Here is a 14,669-nt window from a genome sequence, read left to right as displayed (position 1 = left end):
TGTGAACAACGGGTGGTAGACCGAACCACAACTGCGTATATATGGCAGTTGCGTATGATTGGGCGGTATCCTAGCTGATTCGGCTAGAATTTTCGATAGTTTTCGTCACTTTTTACACCTTTTTGTCGGCTGAAGCCGCTTTGGTCCCCCTGCCATGTCTCCCTCTGAAGCCCCTATCACTCCTGAAGTCGAAGCTGATCTGCGTATAGCGAAGCGCGGTTGCGACGAACTGCTGGTTGAATCCGAATTCGCGCGCAAGCTGGCCAAGAGCCGCGCCACCGGTGTGCCGCTGCGCATCAAATTGGGGCTGGACCCCACCGCGCCCGACATCCATCTGGGCCACACGGTGGTGTTGAACAAGATGCGCCAGTTACAGGACCTTGGGCACAACGTCATCTTCCTGATCGGCGATTTCACTTCGACCATCGGCGACCCCAGCGGCCGCAACAGCACCCGCCCGCCGCTCACGCGTGAGCAGATCGAATCCAACGCCAAGACGTACTACGCGCAGGCCAGTCTGGTGCTGGATCCGGCGCGCACTGAAATTCGCTACAACTCGGAATGGTGCGATCCGCTGGGCGCTCGGGGCATGATCCAGCTGGCGTCCCGTTATACGGTTGCCCGCATGATGGAACGCGAGGATTTCACCAAGCGTTTCAAAGGTGGCATCCCGATTTCGGTGCACGAATTCCTGTATCCGCTGATGCAGGGCTATGACTCCGTGGCGCTGAAGTCCGATCTGGAGCTGGGGGGCACCGATCAGAAATTCAACCTGCTGGTCGGGCGCGAGCTGCAAAAGGAATATGGCCAGGAGCCCCAGTGCATTTTGACGATGCCGCTGCTGGTCGGTACCGACGGCGTCGAGAAAATGTCCAAGTCCAAGGGCAACTACATCGGCATTTCGGAGTCGCCCGATTCGATGTTCGGCAAGCTGATGTCCATTTCCGACACGCTGATGTGGCGCTACTTCGAACTGCTGTCGTTCCGCTCGCTGGAAGACATCGCCGCCCTCAAGCAAGAGACGGATGGCGGCCGCAACCCGCGTGATGCCAAAGTCATGCTGGCTCAGGAAATCATCACGCGCTTTCATTCCGCCAAAGCGGCGGACGATGCGCTGGCGTCGTTCGAGGCGCGCTTCCGTGACGGCGCCATCCCCGAAGACATGCCTGAGGTGAATATCGGCGGCGCGCCCGTCGGTATCCTGAAGCTGCTGCGTGAGGCCGGCCTGGTCGCATCCGGTTCCGAGGCGCAGCGCAACGTCGAGCAGGGCGGGGTGCGAGTCAATGGCGATCGGGTGGAAGATAAATCGTTGCAATTGCCTGCGGGCACCTACGTGGTGCAAGTGGGCAAGCGCAAGTTCGCGCGTGTTAACTTGAACCCATGATTGCGAAGTTTTGATACGCTGAGGGTACGGACGAAGGCTGGTACGCCTTTGCGGCATTTCAAGGAGCACGACATGAAACTTTCGAGTTTGTCTTTTTCCGATCACGAGTCGATTCCCGAGCGTTACGCGTTCGGCAAAGTCGATGCGCAATCGCACGTCGCGCTGGCAGACAACTACAACCCGCAGTTTTCCTGGGACGACGTCCCGGCGGGAACGCAGTCGTTCGCGTTGATCTGCCATGATCCGGACGTGCCGTCGCAGCCCGATGACGTCAATCAGGACGGCCGCGAAGTGCCCGCCGACCTGCCGCGCGTTGATTTTTTCCATTGGGTGCTGGTGGACCTGCCGGCGGATCTGCGGGAAATCGACGAAGGCGCGTTCTCCAATGGCATCACGCCGCGCGGAAAGGGCGGCCCGCTGGCGCCGATGGACGCCCGCCAGGGGATCAACTCGTATTCGTCCTGGTTCGCCAACGATCACGACATGAGCGGCGACTATTTCGGCTACGACGGTCCGTGCCCGCCCTGGAACGATTCCATCGTGCACCGCTATGTGTTCACGCTATATGCGCTGGACGTCCAGAGCCTGAACCTGAACGGCTCGTTCACGGGCGAAGACGCGCTGCGCGCCATGCAAAAGCACGTGCTGGCACAGGCCTCGGTCACCGGCACCTACACGCTGAACCCGCGGCTGGCGCCTAAACAGATCGGCGCAACGTCAGCGACCTGACGCCGTTGCATGAACCGAGAGGGCCGCACGCCGAGTGCGGCCCTTTTTTTATGCGGCCTTGTTCCGCCCGGCATCGTTTTGCGCGGCTCGTACTTATGTGTCCCTTTTTATTGGCGCGCTTGCATGAATCTTCTTCAAGTCGGCATGAGCGGGATTTTCCGCCGCTAGCCGGCGCCGTGGTTTTCACGCCCGTCGGCCGAAAATTGCCTGCCTTCGGCGTATTTTGGCGGTAATCGATTCCGGCTGACGCGGTAAACTACGCAGATTCTTCGGGTTTACCCACCCGACACTGCTTTCTCCTCTCTTACCGCCTCAGGAATCCCCCGTCATGTTTGACCGCAACCTTACCTTGTCCAAGGCTGACCCGGACGTTTGGGCCGCCATCCAGAAGGAAGACGTTCGCCAAGAGCAGCACATTGAGCTGATCGCTTCGGAGAACTACGCCAGCCCGGCCGTCATGGAAGCCCAAGGCACGCAGCTCACGAACAAGTACGCCGAAGGCTACCCGGGCAAGCGTTACTACGGCGGTTGCGAATACGTGGACGTGGTCGAGCAGCTGGCTATCGACCGCCTGAAGCAGATTTTTGGCGCTGAAGCCGCCAACGTGCAGCCGAATTCTGGCTCGCAAGCCAACCAGGGCGTCTACATGGCTGTGCTCAAGCCGGGCGACACCGTGCTGGGCATGAGCCTGGCCGAAGGCGGTCACCTGACGCACGGCGCGTCGGTCAACGCGTCCGGCAAGCTGTACAACTTCATCTCGTACGGTTTGGACGAAAATGAAGTCCTGAACTACGCGCAAGTCGAGCAGCTGGCCAAGGAACACAAGCCCAAGCTGATCGTGGCCGGCGCGTCGGCGTACGCCCTGCACATCGACTTCGAACGCATGGCCCGCATCGCTCGCGAGAACGGCGCGCTGTTCATGGTCGACATCGCCCACTACGCGGGCCTGGTCGCCGGCGGCGCTTATCCCAATCCGGTTCCCCATGCCGACTTCGTCACGTCGACCACGCACAAGTCGCTGCGCGGCCCGCGCGGTGGCGTCATCATGATGAAAGCCGAGCACGAGAAGATCATCAATTCGGCCATCTTCCCCGGCATTCAAGGCGGCCCGCTGATGCACGTCATCGCCGGCAAGGCCGTAGCCTTCAAGGAAGCGCTGGAACCCGGCTTCAAGGATTACGCGCAGCAAGTCGTCAAGAACGCCAAGGTGCTGGCGGACACGCTGGTCAAGCGCGGCCTGCGCATTGTGTCCGGCCGTACGGAAAGCCACGTCATGTTGGTTGACCTGCGCTCCAAGGGCATCACGGGCAAGGAAGCGGAAGCCGTGTTGGGCCAGGCCCACATCACGGTCAACAAGAACGCCATCCCGAACGACCCGGAAAAGCCCTTCGTGACCAGCGGCATCCGCCTGGGCACGCCGGCCATGACAACGCGCGGCTTCACTGAAGCCGAGGCCGAACTCACCGCCAACCTGATCGCCGACGTGCTGGACAACCCGCGCGACGAAGCCAACATCGCCGCCGTGCGCGCCCGCGTCAATGAACTGACCTCGCGCCTGCCTGTGTACGGCAAGCGTTAAGCCATACGCGGTAAACAGTCACCCCGCGCGGTCCGCCGCGCGGGCGACGAACAAAGGGACGGCCCCGCAAGGCGCCGTCCCTTTGCTTTGCGCGGTACTGCGGTATCCTCGCGCAATTCAAAAAAATAAGAGGGACAAATTAATCCCTGTCGGCGCTTCCCACGGGCGCGTCGTTACAATATGCTCAAATTTTGCTATTCGTGCCTATAGGGAACACACATGCGGTGTCCATTTTGCGGCAATGCCGAAACGCAGGTCGTCGACAGCCGGGTTTCGGAAGAGGGCGACGCCATTCGTCGCCGCCGCCGTTGCCTGTCCTGTGACAAGCGATTCACCACCTATGAACGGGTGGAGCTCGCCATGCCTTCCATCGTGAAGCGCAATGGCAGCCGCAGCGACTACGATCCCGTCAAGCTGCGCGCCAGCCTCAGCCTGGCGCTGCGCAAGCGCCCCGTCAGCACCGAAGACGTGGACGCCGCGGTCGCGCGCATCGAAGAGCAATTGCTGGCCAGCGGGCTACGCGAGGTGCCGTCCGAGCACATCGGCGAACTGGTCATGAACGAACTGCGCAAGCTGGACAAAGTGGCGTACGTGCGCTTTGCCTCGGTCTACAAAAGCTTCGAGGACATCGGCGAATTCGTCGAGGCCATTCGCGAGATGCAAGGCCCGCTGCTGCCCGGCAAGCTGCGCAAGGAATAAATCAGCATTGGCGCCTGGTGGCGATATGGCGGTGGAATAGCGGCGCTTCGGCGCCGCTATTGCATGGGAGTCGATCGCGCCAGGCTCGGAGATTGCGGCTGAAATTTTCGCCACACGCGGCGCATGTGCTGGGCGGATCCGAACCCGGATTTTTCGGCCACGCGTTCCAGGTCCAGCCGCGTTTCGCGCAGCAAGTCGCGCGCCAGCGCCACCCGGATCTGGTACAGGTAGTCCATCGGTGTGCAGCCGGCATGCTCGCGAAACAACCGTGTCAGGTGCCGCGGGCTGGTGTGCGCCTGGTCCGCCAGCGATTGCGCGGACCACGGGGCGGCGGGATCGCGGATCACCGCGTCCTGCACGCGATGCACGGTCGGGTGCATGTGGCTGCGGTGTTCCAGCCAGGGCGACAGCGCGGTATCGGTGCCTGCGCGGCGCTGATAGACGACCATCTCGCGCGCGACCTCGCTGGCCACGCGCGGCCCACAATGACGCGCGACCATATGCAGCGCCAAGTCGATGCCCGCTGTAATGCCGGCGCTGCTGACCAGGTTGCCGTCTTCGATGAAGATGCGGTTGTCGTGCACGCGGGCGCTGGGATCAATGCCGGTCAATTGCGCCAGGCATGAGTGGTGGGTGGTGCAGTCGCGCTGGCGGGTCAACCCCGCCGAAGCCGCGAACAGCGCGCCCGCGCACACCGTCATCAGCGTAAAGCCGTCCGCGGGGTGGCGTACGGCCAGCCATTTGATGATGGCGTGCGCGTCAGCGTCCTCCAAACGGGTGTGCTGGCCGACCACGCCCGAAATAATGACCAGCGCATTGGCCGGCAGCGCCGACGGCAGTGGCCGGATGCGCGCCAGATGCAAGCCGGCAATCCCGCTTTCCACTTCCGGCGTGGGGCCGCAAAAATGCTGTTCGAACGTACCCGGGCACAGCTTGTTGGCCACGCGGAACGCTTCCGCGGGCCCGGCCAGGTCCAAAAGAACTATGCCGCGGGGTAGAACGAAATACACCGGAATCATGGCGGGGACGCCTTCTATTAGCCGGCCAGCGCGTCCGCTGCCCGCGCAATGCGCGCGAACCGACCGTTCAACACCAGTTCGGTATGGTCGCGAATTTCGGCCGGGCTGTAATGCTTGCCCGATGGGCTTTGCATCGCGAAGGTCAGGGTGGCGTCCGTCGGGAACACCACTTTGAAGCCCGCGTCGCTGGCGTGGCGCGACGTGGTTTCGCAGCATTGTTCGGTACGGATGCCGCTGACGATGACGCCTTCCACGCCGTGTTCACGCAGCCAGTCGTGCAGCGTTGCGCCGTTGGCATCGACCGCAAACAGCGACGAATGCACGGTTTTGTGGAAGACGGCGGTGGGCGAAATACGCAGTTCGGCAAGCGTCTTGACGTGTCCCGACGCCAGCGAGAACGGGTTGGACGCATCGTCCGACGGGCTTTTGTGAAACACCTGCAGCACCGGAATGTCCTTGGCGCGGGCCGCGTCGATCAGGCCTTGGAGTTGCTTGAGGAACGCGGGGTATTCGGTTTCGTCCCAAAACGGACGTTGCCGGAAAGACTCTTGGACGTCGATGACGATCAGTGCTTGTTTCATGGTCCGGGCTCCAGGCCTAGGGTTTTTGAGGGGGTGGCGGTATTTTGCGACGCCTTGCGGCGGTCGGCGAGCCATTCCCGGGCCAGTTATCGGCCCAAAACGGACATTCCTGTTGCAAAGGCCCCGGCAGCAGCTTACCCCTATCCGCATCGCGTCGGAACGACCGCATGCGCGTCGCCGGACATACAATTCCGCCATGACGACCCCAAGCGATCCCAACGATATTTCCTGGATGCAGCGCGCCCTGGCGCTGGCCGAAAGCGTGCTTTACACCACCGCGCCCAACCCGCGCGTCGGCTGCGTCATCGTCCGTGATGGCCGTGTGCTGGGGGAGGGCGCCACGCAGCCTCCGGGCGGCCCTCATGCCGAAATCGGCGCGCTGCGAGACGCCAAGGCGCGTGGCAACGACGTAACGGGTGCCACGCTGTATGTCACGCTTGAGCCCTGCAGCCATTTCGGGCGTACGCCGCCCTGTGTTGATGCCGTGCTGGCGGCCCGGCCGGCGCGCGTGGTCGTGGCCATTGGCGACCCCAACCCGCTGGTCAACGGACAGGGGCTGGCGCGCTTGCGTGCTGCCGGCATCCAGGTGACGACGGGCGTGTGCGAGCAAGAGGGGCTTGCGCTGAATGCCGGTTTTATTTCACGCATGAGCCGGGGTCTGCCCTGGGTGTGGATGAAGATGGCGGCGTCGCTGGATGGGCGCAGCGCGCTGCATAACGGGATGTCCCAATGGATCACCGGTCCCGAAGCCCGCGCCGACGGCCACCGGTGGCGTGCGCGCAGTTGCGTCGTGCTGACCGGGATGGGCACCGTGATGAAAGACAATCCGCTCCTGAATGTGCGGGAGGTCGACACGCCGCGCCAGCCGCGCAAAGCGGTCGTGGATGGCCAGTTTTCCATTCCCGAAGATGCCCGCCTGTTCGATGGAGGGCCGGTAATTCTCTTCACCGCGCGCGAAGATGCCGCCAAGGCCGGGCGGCTGGCCGACAAGAATGCGCGTGTGGTTTACATGCCGGGCGCCATGCCGGGCCGCGTGGACCTTGCCGGCATGATGCGCTGGTTCGCGCAAGCCGAGTTCAACGAAGTGCACGTCGAGGCCGGCGCGGGCCTGAGCGGCGCGTTGGTTGCCGCAGGCTGCGTCGACGAATTGCTGTTGTACCTGGCGCCCGTATTGCTTGGCGATGCGGCGGGCATGGTTCGTTTGCCCATGCTTGAGCACCTGGATGCCGCGCGCCGCTACGAGTTTATCGACAGCGTTATGGTGGGCTCGGATCTGCGTCTGCGCGCACGCGTTCAAGCCACCTGGCGCGAACTGACGCGGCGCGTTGCGTTGTCGACGTTGGCTTGATGCGGTCTTTGTTTGAACATCGTCGCACCTTCAAGACAAGGTGCTAGCACTCGTCCCAGGCGGCTGCCAATCACGTCTTGCACGACGCATTGACGATGCTTCGCGTCGTGTTCGGCACGGCAATTGCGGCGAAGTTTGCGACCGTAGTTGACGCGGCGAATGCCTGCTGAAAACCCGCATTACGATTTTGATCGAACCGCCAAATGAATTGCCACAAAACCGTCAATTGGCTTTAGCATAGACACATGACTTGGCGATTTTTGCCTGCGGCCATCACCGCACAGTGCTATGCGCCCACGTCACCACGGATTCCCGTGCCGCGGTATCGGCGCTGTTTCATAACCGATCCGGCACGCTGCTGAATGAAGCGCAACGCGCTCTTCAGAACGCCCGCCGCCATCGCATGGCGGGCGCATCGAGCAACTGCTCGAATCATAAGAATCCACCGGGATATCGCTCATCCCTTCAAATCATTGCCGTCCATTTCATGTGCGGTCGCACCACGCATGGCTGCCATAGCAATATGCTGAAGACGAGCGAGTTAACTTATTCACGTAAGTTGCATTCCCTGACGGAACTTGTGTCAGGCGCGTGCAGCCTAAATGGAAAGGGTCCGACCGTGCTTCATGGTTGATGTGTGGCGAAAGCAACATAACAACTGGCCGACAACGCCAAACGCGAGATTGACTGGCAATGCGTAGGCGCTAAGGCACAATGGGGACACGTAGGCGTAGTGAATTTTTCGCGTGTTGTAGGAGGTTTCCGTGCAAAACATCGTCGAAGGCTTCAAGTCGCAGTATGCAAGAGAGCAGGAGTCAGAGCTTTCTCTTGAGGAATATCTGAACCTCGCCAAACGTGATCCCATGGCGTATGCCAGCCCCGCTGAGCGCATGCTGGCGGCGATCGGCGAACCCGAAGTCGTGGATACGCGCAACGACCCACGTCTTTCGCGTTTGTTTTCCAACCGGACCATCCGGCGCTATCCGGCGTTTCAGGAGTTCTACGGCATGGAGGACGTGATCGGTCAGATCGTCGCGTTCTTCAAACACGCCGCGCAAGGGCTGGAAGAGCGCAAGCAAATCCTTTATCTGCTGGGCCCCGTCGGTGGCGGTAAGTCGTCCATCGCCGAACGGCTGAAGGCCCTGATGGAAAGCTATCCCATCTATGCCCTGCAAGGCTCTCCCGTCAACGAATCGCCGCTGGGCTTGTTTCATCCGGAACGTTTTGGCGACACGCTTGAAAAGGAATACGGCATTCCGCGCCGGTACCTGACGGGCATCATGTCGCCGTGGGCGGTCAAGCGGCTGAAGGAGTTCGACGGCGACATCTCGCAATTCCGTGTCGTGCGCTTGAACCCGTCGGTGTTGCGTCAAGTGGCCATTGCAAAGACCGAACCGGGCGACGAAAACAACCAGGACATTTCCTCGCTGGTCGGTAAGGTCGACATCCGAAAGCTGGATCGACATTCGCAGGACGACCCGGACGCGTACAGCTATTCCGGAGGCTTGTGCCTGGCGAACCAGGGGCTGCTGGAATTCGTGGAAATGTTCAAGGCCCCGATCAAGATGCTGCACCCGCTGCTGACGGCCACGCAGGAAGGCAACTTCAAGGGCACCGAGGGCTTTTCCGCGATTCCGTTCAACGGCACGATCCTGGCCCACTCGAACGAATCCGAATGGCAGACCTTCCGCAACAACAAGCACAACGAAGCGTTCCTTGATCGTATCTACATCGTCAAGGTGCCGTATTGCTTGCAGGTGTCTGAAGAAGTCCGCATCTACGAAAAGCTGTTGCATCACAGCTCGTTGTCGGCCGCCCCGTGCGCGCCGGGAACGCTGGATATGATGGCTCAGTTCTCGGTGCTGACGCGTCTGAAGGAACCGGAAAACTCCAGCATCTATTCCAAGTTGCGCGTCTATGACGGCGAAAGCCTGAAGGACGTGGACCCGAAGGCCAAGGCGCTGCAAGAGTACAAGGACTACGCGGGTACCGATGAAGGCATGAACGGGGTGTCTACGCGCTTCGCGTACAAGATCCTGTCCAGCGTCTTCAATTACGACCAGACCGAGGTGGCCGCAAATCCGGTGCACCTGATGTATGTGCTTGAGCAACGTATCGGGCGCGAGGACTATCCGGAAGAAATCCGCCGCCGGTATCTTGAATTCATCAAGGGGTTCCTGGCGCCGCGTTATGCGGAATTCATCGGCAAGGAAATTCAGACGGCCTATCTGGAATCGTATTCCGAGTATGGCCAGAACATCTTTGACCGCTACGTCACGTTTGCCGATTGCTGGATTCAGGACGAAGAATTCCGTGATCCGGAAACGGGCGAAAGCTTCGACCGAAGCGCGTTGAACGACGAGCTGGAAAAGATTGAGAAGCCGGCGGGGATCGCGAATCCGAAGGACTTCCGCAACGAGATCGTTAACTTCGTGCTGCGGGCGCGCGCCAATAACAATGGCCGCAACCCGACCTGGACCAGCTATGAAAAGCTGCGCGAAGTGATCGAGAAGAAGATGTTCTCGAATACGGAAGATCTGCTGCCGGTGATTTCGTTCAACGCCAAGGCTTCGGCCGAGGACAAGACGAAACACCAGAGCTTCGTGGATCGCATGGTGGAAAAGGGCTACACGGAAAAGCAGGTCAGGCTGCTGTGCGAGTGGTACCTCCGAGTGAGGAAGTCTTCCTGAGCGAGGTGAATCATGAATTCACTGATCGATCGCCGTCTTAACGGGCGCAATAAAAGCGCCGTCAACCGCGAGCGTTTTTTGCGGCGCTACAAGGACCAGATCCGCAAGGCGGTTCACGGGATGATCCGTGACCGCTCCATTCAGGATATGGATCAAGGCGGAGAGATCAACCTGCCCGCCCGGGATATTTCCGAGCCAACTTTCCGGCACGGATCGGGCGGCGACCGCGAGATGGTGCACCCTGGCAATCGCGAGTTTGCCAAGGGCGACACCATCGACCGGCCGCAGGGAGGCCAAGGCGAGGGCGGTTCCGACCCGGGCGAAGGAGAATCGGTAGACCAATTCACCTTCAGCCTGTCGCGGGCCGAGTTTCTGAACCTGTTCTTCGAGGATCTGGAACTGCCGCATCTGGCGCGTAACCAGTTGGGCGAAGTCAGCCAGAAGAAGTGGCAGCGCGCGGGCTACACCACGACCGGTTCGCCCAGCATGTTGAGCATCAGCCGTACGCTCAAGTCATCGCTGGCCCGGCGCGTCTCACTGAACGTAAAGGCCCGCGCCGATCTCGAAGACGCCGAAAAGGCGTTGGCCGATGCCCGGGCAGCCGGTGCGCCCGCCGCGAAGATCCGCACGCTGGAACAGGATGTCGAAGACTGCCGCGAGCGCCTTGCCCGTGTGCCGTTCCTGGATGACCTTGATCTGCGTTACCGCAATCGCGTGTCCGTGGCCATTCCGATGGCGCGCGCCGTCATGTTCTGCCTGATGGACGTGTCCGGTTCCATGGACGAAGGCAAGAAAGACCTGGCCAAGCGCTTCTTCACGCTGCTGTATCTGTTCCTGTCGCGCAAGTACGAACACGTGGACCTGGTCTTCATCCGCCACACCGACAACGCCGAGGAAGTCGACGAACAGACCTTCTTCTATGACCCCAAGAGCGGAGGCACGATCGTGTTGTCCGCATTGGAACTGATGCGCGAAATTCTGGAAAAGCGCTATCCGCCGTCGGCCTGGAACGTGTACGCGGCGCAAGCCAGTGACGGCGATTCGTTTGGCGCCGACGCGGGTAAAAGCGCGCGCTTCCTGGCGGAACACTTGCTGCCGTCGACACGGTATTTTGCCTATATCGAAATCCCCGACTCGCAAGAGGCTCGCAAGAGCAGCCTGTGGGCCGAGTATGAACAGAAGCTGGAGCCGCATTTCGTTATGCGGCGCATCTGCGATCGCGGCGAGATCTTTCCCGTGTTCCATGACCTGTTCAAGAAGGAAACCGCATGAATGCCATCGTGGGTGCTCTCGTGGAGCCGAAATCGGCCGGCGGGGCTCGGCCGATTTCTCAAGGTTCCGAATGGACGTTCGAACTGATCCAGTCCTATGACGACGCGATTTCCAAGGTCGCGGCCGAGTACGGCCTGGACACGTATCCGAACCAGATCGAGGTGATCACCTCGGAACAAATGCTGGACGCCTATGCGTCGGCTGGCCTGCCCATCGGCTATCCGCACTGGTCGTACGGCAAGGAATTCATCCGCAACGAGCAATACTATCGGCGCGGCATGCAGGGCCTGGCTTACGAAATCGTCATCAATTCCAACCCCTGCATCTCGTACCTCATGGAAGAAAACTCCATGACGATGCAGGCGCTGGTGATCGCGCATGCGTGCTACGGCCACAACTCGTTCTTCAAGGGCAACTACCTGTTCCGGCAATGGACCGACGCAGATGGCGTGCTGGACTACCTGGTGTTCGCGCGCAAGTATGTGATGTCGTGCGAAGACCGCTACGGCATCGACGCCGTCGAGGCGTTGCTGGATTCCTGCCACGCGCTGTCCCACCACGGGGTGGACCGCTACAAGCGCCCAGCGCCCATGTCGCTAAAGGAAGAGGCCGCGCGCCAGGCCGAGCGCAAAGAACATGCGCGGCTGCAATACAACGACCTGTGGCGCACCTTGCCGCGCCTGGAAACGGACAAGGACACGCGTACGGATACGTCGGTGTTCCCGCCTGAGCCCGAAGAGAATCTGCTGTACTTCATTGAAAAGTACTCGCCCAAGCTGGCGCCGTGGCAGAAAGAGCTGGTGCGTATCGTGCGCAAGATCGCCCAGTACTTCTACCCGCAGACGCAGACCAAGGTCATGAACGAAGGGTGGGCCACGTTCTGGCACTACACCATCCTGAATCGCTTGCATGAAAAAGGCCTGGTCAACGACGGCTTCATGATGGAGTTTCTGCAAAGCCATACCAACGTGGTCAGCCAGCGCGGCTTCGATGAGCGCGGTTATGGCGGTATCAACCCGTATGCGCTGGGGTTCGCGATGATGACGGACATCCGCCGCATCTGCGAAGCGCCCACCGACGAGGACCGCCGGTGGTTCCCCGACATCGCGGGCGGCGACTGGCAAAAAACGTTGGACTTTGCCATGCGCAACTTCAAGGACGAGTCGTTCATTTCGCAGTACCTGTCGCCGCGCCTGATCCGGGAGTTCCGCTTCTTTGCCATCTCGGATCATCAGGCCAATCCGAAACTGGAAGTGGCCGCCATTCACAACGACGAAGGCTATCGTGACATCCGCCGCCTGTTGGCCGCGCAGCATAATCGCGACAATCAGGTGCCCGATATCCAGGTGGTGCGCTTTAATCGCGACTCGGATCGTTCCTTGGTGCTGCGGCATTTAAAGAGCCGTGGCCGTCCCTTGGCGGGCGAGGATGCCGAGCAGGTGATGAAGCATCTGGCGCGTCTGTGGGGCTTCAAGGTTCGCCTTGAAGAGACCGAGCCGGATGGCACCATCAGCTCTTACCGCGAACAAGAACCACCGGCCGCGCATTAAGAATAGGGACGCGCACGGCAAGCCGGCGGTGCGTCCCTGTTTCTTCCCCGGCTTGCCTCGCCGCTTCGAAACCTGCTAGAATCGCGGATTCGCAATTTTCGCAGCGTTTGTTTGCTTCGCGAAGAATGTCGATTAGGACAGGTGGCCGAGCGGTTGAAGGCGCACGCCTGGAAAGCGTGTATACGTCAAAAGCGTATCGGGGGTTCGAATCCCCCTCTGTCCGCCAAGAATGCATCTAAGCCCTTGATTTCGTTGAGAAATTAAGGGCTTTTTGTTTGCCGCTTACAAAACGACTATCAAAAATTTGGCGGTTGGCTCTGGAACATCCTGGATTTTGCTGGAAAATTAGCATAAAATAGGGACATATCAAAGAGTCTGTGCAAGTTCTTTGCCCTGACTCTTGCAAGGCTGACGTCGTTACGTCCTCAGCCCGCCTCATGGGCCTCTCGCGCCCGTTCTCCCTTTCCCAAGAAACTTCCCCCAGCCCAATCGATCGGCGTCGCCATGGCGCGCGTTCGCTCGTCCATACAAGGAATCATCCTATGAATCGCCAGAGCCGTTCATCGTTCTGTCTTGGCCGCATCGTCGCGACCAAAGGCGCGCTCGCCGCTTGCCAGAATTATTCCGTCTCGCCTTTGGATCTACTTCGGCGTCATGCTGCGGAAGATTGGGGCGACCTCTGCATCGAAGAGTTGCAGGCGAATAGCCAAGCAATTAGAAGCGGGGAGCGTTTGCTGTCTGCGTATCGACTTTCGCCACAGGAGCGGATTTGGATCACCACCGAGGCCGATCGAAGCGCGACAACGCTTCTTCTGCCCGAGGAGTACTGAACAGATGCCCAAGACTTCAGCAAAACGGAGCACGGTGATGGTGGCAAGAGATCGAACAGATGAAAGGCTGCAAAAGACCCTAAGTTTTTGCGCTTTGAGTTCCGATTTGGCATGGTGGTTCGACGAAGAGCATTTCGGGCAGGCTCATTTTTCCCAGGGTGTCTATGCCGGATCGTGCGGGATCTGCTGCCTGAGCTCTGTGCTTGCATTGCATGGCCTTGTGCCACCGCGTTCGTTACGTGACATGGCCTATCGAACTCGTGGCCTGCCCGCGAGAATATGGCGGGCCCTGGGAGGCGCGTTCTTTACAGGGCTTGGCGCGAAAGAACTGATAGCGGCGTGCTCGGAGTTGGACCTTCCTCTTCAACTGCGTAGCTCGTTCGAGGTTGGTCAGTCGAAGTGCGCGTCCGTCTTCATGTTGGAACAACTGCTGGATGGCAGACTGACGATGGTTCAGTTGGTGAGCACAAGTGGCGCCTTCTTGAATCATTGGAGTCTCGGTGTTGGCATCGCGACAATTGGTGCAATGTCGGATACTCGGCCGGCACAAATCCTGCTCATGGATTCAAGCTCCGAGGCCTCGAAGTTTGGCCATTACAACGCGTGGCTGACGATGAAGCCGCGGCCTCGGCGAGGGATGAGGGCCCAACATCCAAGATGGATCTATCGAGTGCCATCCTCTCATCGCGCTGAGGTAAGAATTGCCACGGCAGTGTCGTTCGAATACGTGGCCTCTTGACTCACTTGCTGCCATCAAGCGGCGCAAGCAGTTCACCCATCGAGACGTTCAATGCAACGGCGATCCGCTCGATGTTGCAGATGGAGATATTGCGTTCGCCGCGTTCTACCGAGCTTATGTAGTTCACATGTAGTTCCGCCGCTTCAGCCACCTTTTCCTGGGTGAGCTTCTGCAGCAAGCGGATGCGTCGCATGTTGGCGGCGAACAGTTGTTGCGCCCCACACTTATACGTTGGGTTGACCATGCCGG

13 protein-coding genes and 1 tRNA gene are annotated in these 14,669 nt (G+C 60.1%); 11 read left to right on the top strand and 3 right to left on the bottom strand.

Annotated features, from left to right (window positions below):
- The first annotated feature begins 154 nt into the window (after positions 1–154).
- The 4 genes from tyrS (at position 155) to nrdR (ending at position 4,391) form a co-directional block, all read left to right on the top strand.
- Complete coding sequence (tyrS, locus tag V6F88_RS21895; RefSeq protein ID WP_120153768.1) at positions 155–1,384, top strand: tyrosine--tRNA ligase; 1,230 nt, start codon at positions 155–157, stop codon at positions 1,382–1,384.
- Positions 1,385–1,456: 72 nt separating this feature from the next.
- Positions 1,457–2,113: a YbhB/YbcL family Raf kinase inhibitor-like protein gene (locus V6F88_RS21890; protein ID WP_332612192.1), complete on the top strand. Its 657-nt coding sequence runs from the start codon at positions 1,457–1,459 to the stop codon at positions 2,111–2,113.
- Between the two features lie 328 nt (positions 2,114–2,441).
- Positions 2,442–3,692, top strand: a complete 1,251-nt coding sequence (glyA, locus tag V6F88_RS21885) for a serine hydroxymethyltransferase (RefSeq protein ID WP_332612191.1) — start codon at positions 2,442–2,444, stop codon at positions 3,690–3,692.
- Positions 3,693–3,911: 219 nt separating this feature from the next.
- Positions 3,912–4,391 carry a transcriptional regulator NrdR gene (gene nrdR / locus V6F88_RS21880; protein WP_046806113.1) on the top strand — a complete coding sequence of 160 codons (480 nt, stop codon included), beginning with the start codon at positions 3,912–3,914 and terminating at the stop codon, positions 4,389–4,391.
- Between the two features lie 56 nt (positions 4,392–4,447).
- Here the strand turns inward: nrdR and V6F88_RS21875 are convergent, their stop codons facing one another.
- Positions 4,448–5,410, bottom strand: a complete 963-nt coding sequence (locus V6F88_RS21875) for a GlxA family transcriptional regulator (RefSeq protein ID WP_332612190.1) — start codon at positions 5,408–5,410, stop codon at positions 4,448–4,450.
- Positions 5,411–5,427: 17 nt separating this feature from the next.
- Positions 5,428–5,991, bottom strand: a complete 564-nt coding sequence (locus tag V6F88_RS21870) for a cysteine hydrolase family protein (protein WP_332612189.1) — start codon at positions 5,989–5,991, stop codon at positions 5,428–5,430.
- A 196-nt stretch (positions 5,992–6,187) separates the two neighbouring features.
- Between V6F88_RS21870 and ribD the strand changes: the two genes are divergently transcribed.
- The 7 genes from ribD to V6F88_RS21835 all read left to right on the top strand — a co-directional run bounded on the left by ribD (position 6,188) and on the right by V6F88_RS21835 (position 14,420).
- Positions 6,188–7,339: a bifunctional diaminohydroxyphosphoribosylaminopyrimidine deaminase/5-amino-6-(5-phosphoribosylamino)uracil reductase RibD gene (gene ribD / locus V6F88_RS21865; RefSeq protein WP_332612188.1), complete on the top strand. Its 1,152-nt coding sequence runs from the start codon at positions 6,188–6,190 to the stop codon at positions 7,337–7,339.
- Between the two features lie 773 nt (positions 7,340–8,112).
- Positions 8,113–10,029: a PrkA family serine protein kinase gene (locus tag V6F88_RS21860; protein WP_442880379.1), complete on the top strand. Its 1,917-nt coding sequence runs from the start codon at positions 8,113–8,115 to the stop codon at positions 10,027–10,029.
- A 12-nt stretch (positions 10,030–10,041) separates the two neighbouring features.
- Positions 10,042–11,301 (top strand): YeaH/YhbH family protein, encoded by a 1,260-nt coding sequence (locus V6F88_RS21855; protein ID WP_332612184.1) that lies wholly within the window; start codon positions 10,042–10,044, stop codon positions 11,299–11,301.
- Positions 11,298–12,851: a SpoVR family protein gene (locus tag V6F88_RS21850; RefSeq protein ID WP_332612183.1), complete on the top strand. Its 1,554-nt coding sequence runs from the start codon at positions 11,298–11,300 to the stop codon at positions 12,849–12,851. The genes V6F88_RS21855 and V6F88_RS21850 overlap by 4 nt, the downstream gene beginning before the upstream one ends.
- Positions 12,852–12,986: 135 nt before the next feature.
- Positions 12,987–13,077: transfer RNA gene (locus V6F88_RS21845), tRNA-Ser, on the top strand.
- A gap of 316 nt (positions 13,078–13,393) precedes the next feature.
- On the top strand, positions 13,394–13,681 hold the full coding sequence (locus tag V6F88_RS21840) for a hypothetical protein (RefSeq protein ID WP_332612181.1): 288 nt from the start codon (positions 13,394–13,396) through the stop codon (positions 13,679–13,681).
- Between the two features lie 4 nt (positions 13,682–13,685).
- A complete protein-coding gene (locus V6F88_RS21835) occupies positions 13,686–14,420 on the top strand; it encodes a hypothetical protein (protein ID WP_332612179.1) in 735 nt (244 codons plus the stop codon).
- A gap of 1 nt (position 14,421) precedes the next feature.
- Here V6F88_RS21835 and V6F88_RS21830 read toward each other — a convergent pair whose 3' ends face one another.
- The gene (locus V6F88_RS21830; RefSeq protein WP_332612178.1) at positions 14,422–14,664 is read right to left on the bottom strand and encodes a helix-turn-helix domain-containing protein; all 243 of its coding nucleotides are present in this window, start codon (positions 14,662–14,664) and stop codon (positions 14,422–14,424) included.
- Positions 14,665–14,669 lie beyond the last annotated feature (5 nt).

This window comes from Achromobacter sp. ESBL13, from assembly GCF_036668755.1.
Lineage (GTDB): Bacteria > Pseudomonadota > Gammaproteobacteria > Burkholderiales > Burkholderiaceae_B > Achromobacter.
This window is presented reverse-complemented; position numbering and strand designations above follow the sequence as displayed.

Excerpts from the sequence above, each read along its gene's own strand:
- tyrS (WP_120153768.1), top strand. The coding sequence starts at position 155 with ATGTCTCCCTCTGAAGCCCCTATCACTCCTGAAGTCGAAGCTGATCTG.
- V6F88_RS21890 (WP_332612192.1), top strand. The coding sequence starts at position 1,457 with ATGAAACTTTCGAGTTTGTCTTTTTCCGATCACGAGTCGATTCCCGAG.
- glyA (WP_332612191.1), top strand. The coding sequence starts at position 2,442 with ATGTTTGACCGCAACCTTACCTTGTCCAAGGCTGACCCGGACGTTTGG.
- nrdR (WP_046806113.1), top strand. The coding sequence starts at position 3,912 with ATGCGGTGTCCATTTTGCGGCAATGCCGAAACGCAGGTCGTCGACAGC.
- V6F88_RS21875 (WP_332612190.1), bottom strand. The coding sequence starts at position 5,410 with ATGATTCCGGTGTATTTCGTTCTACCCCGCGGCATAGTTCTTTTGGAC.
- V6F88_RS21870 (WP_332612189.1), bottom strand. The coding sequence starts at position 5,991 with ATGAAACAAGCACTGATCGTCATCGACGTCCAAGAGTCTTTCCGGCAA.
- ribD (WP_332612188.1), top strand. The coding sequence starts at position 6,188 with ATGACGACCCCAAGCGATCCCAACGATATTTCCTGGATGCAGCGCGCC.
- V6F88_RS21855 (WP_332612184.1), top strand. The coding sequence starts at position 10,042 with ATGAATTCACTGATCGATCGCCGTCTTAACGGGCGCAATAAAAGCGCC.
- V6F88_RS21850 (WP_332612183.1), top strand. The coding sequence starts at position 11,298 with ATGAATGCCATCGTGGGTGCTCTCGTGGAGCCGAAATCGGCCGGCGGG.
- V6F88_RS21840 (WP_332612181.1), top strand. The coding sequence starts at position 13,394 with ATGAATCGCCAGAGCCGTTCATCGTTCTGTCTTGGCCGCATCGTCGCG.
- V6F88_RS21835 (WP_332612179.1), top strand. The coding sequence starts at position 13,686 with ATGCCCAAGACTTCAGCAAAACGGAGCACGGTGATGGTGGCAAGAGAT.
- V6F88_RS21830 (WP_332612178.1), bottom strand. The coding sequence starts at position 14,664 with ATGGTCAACCCAACGTATAAGTGTGGGGCGCAACAACTGTTCGCCGCC.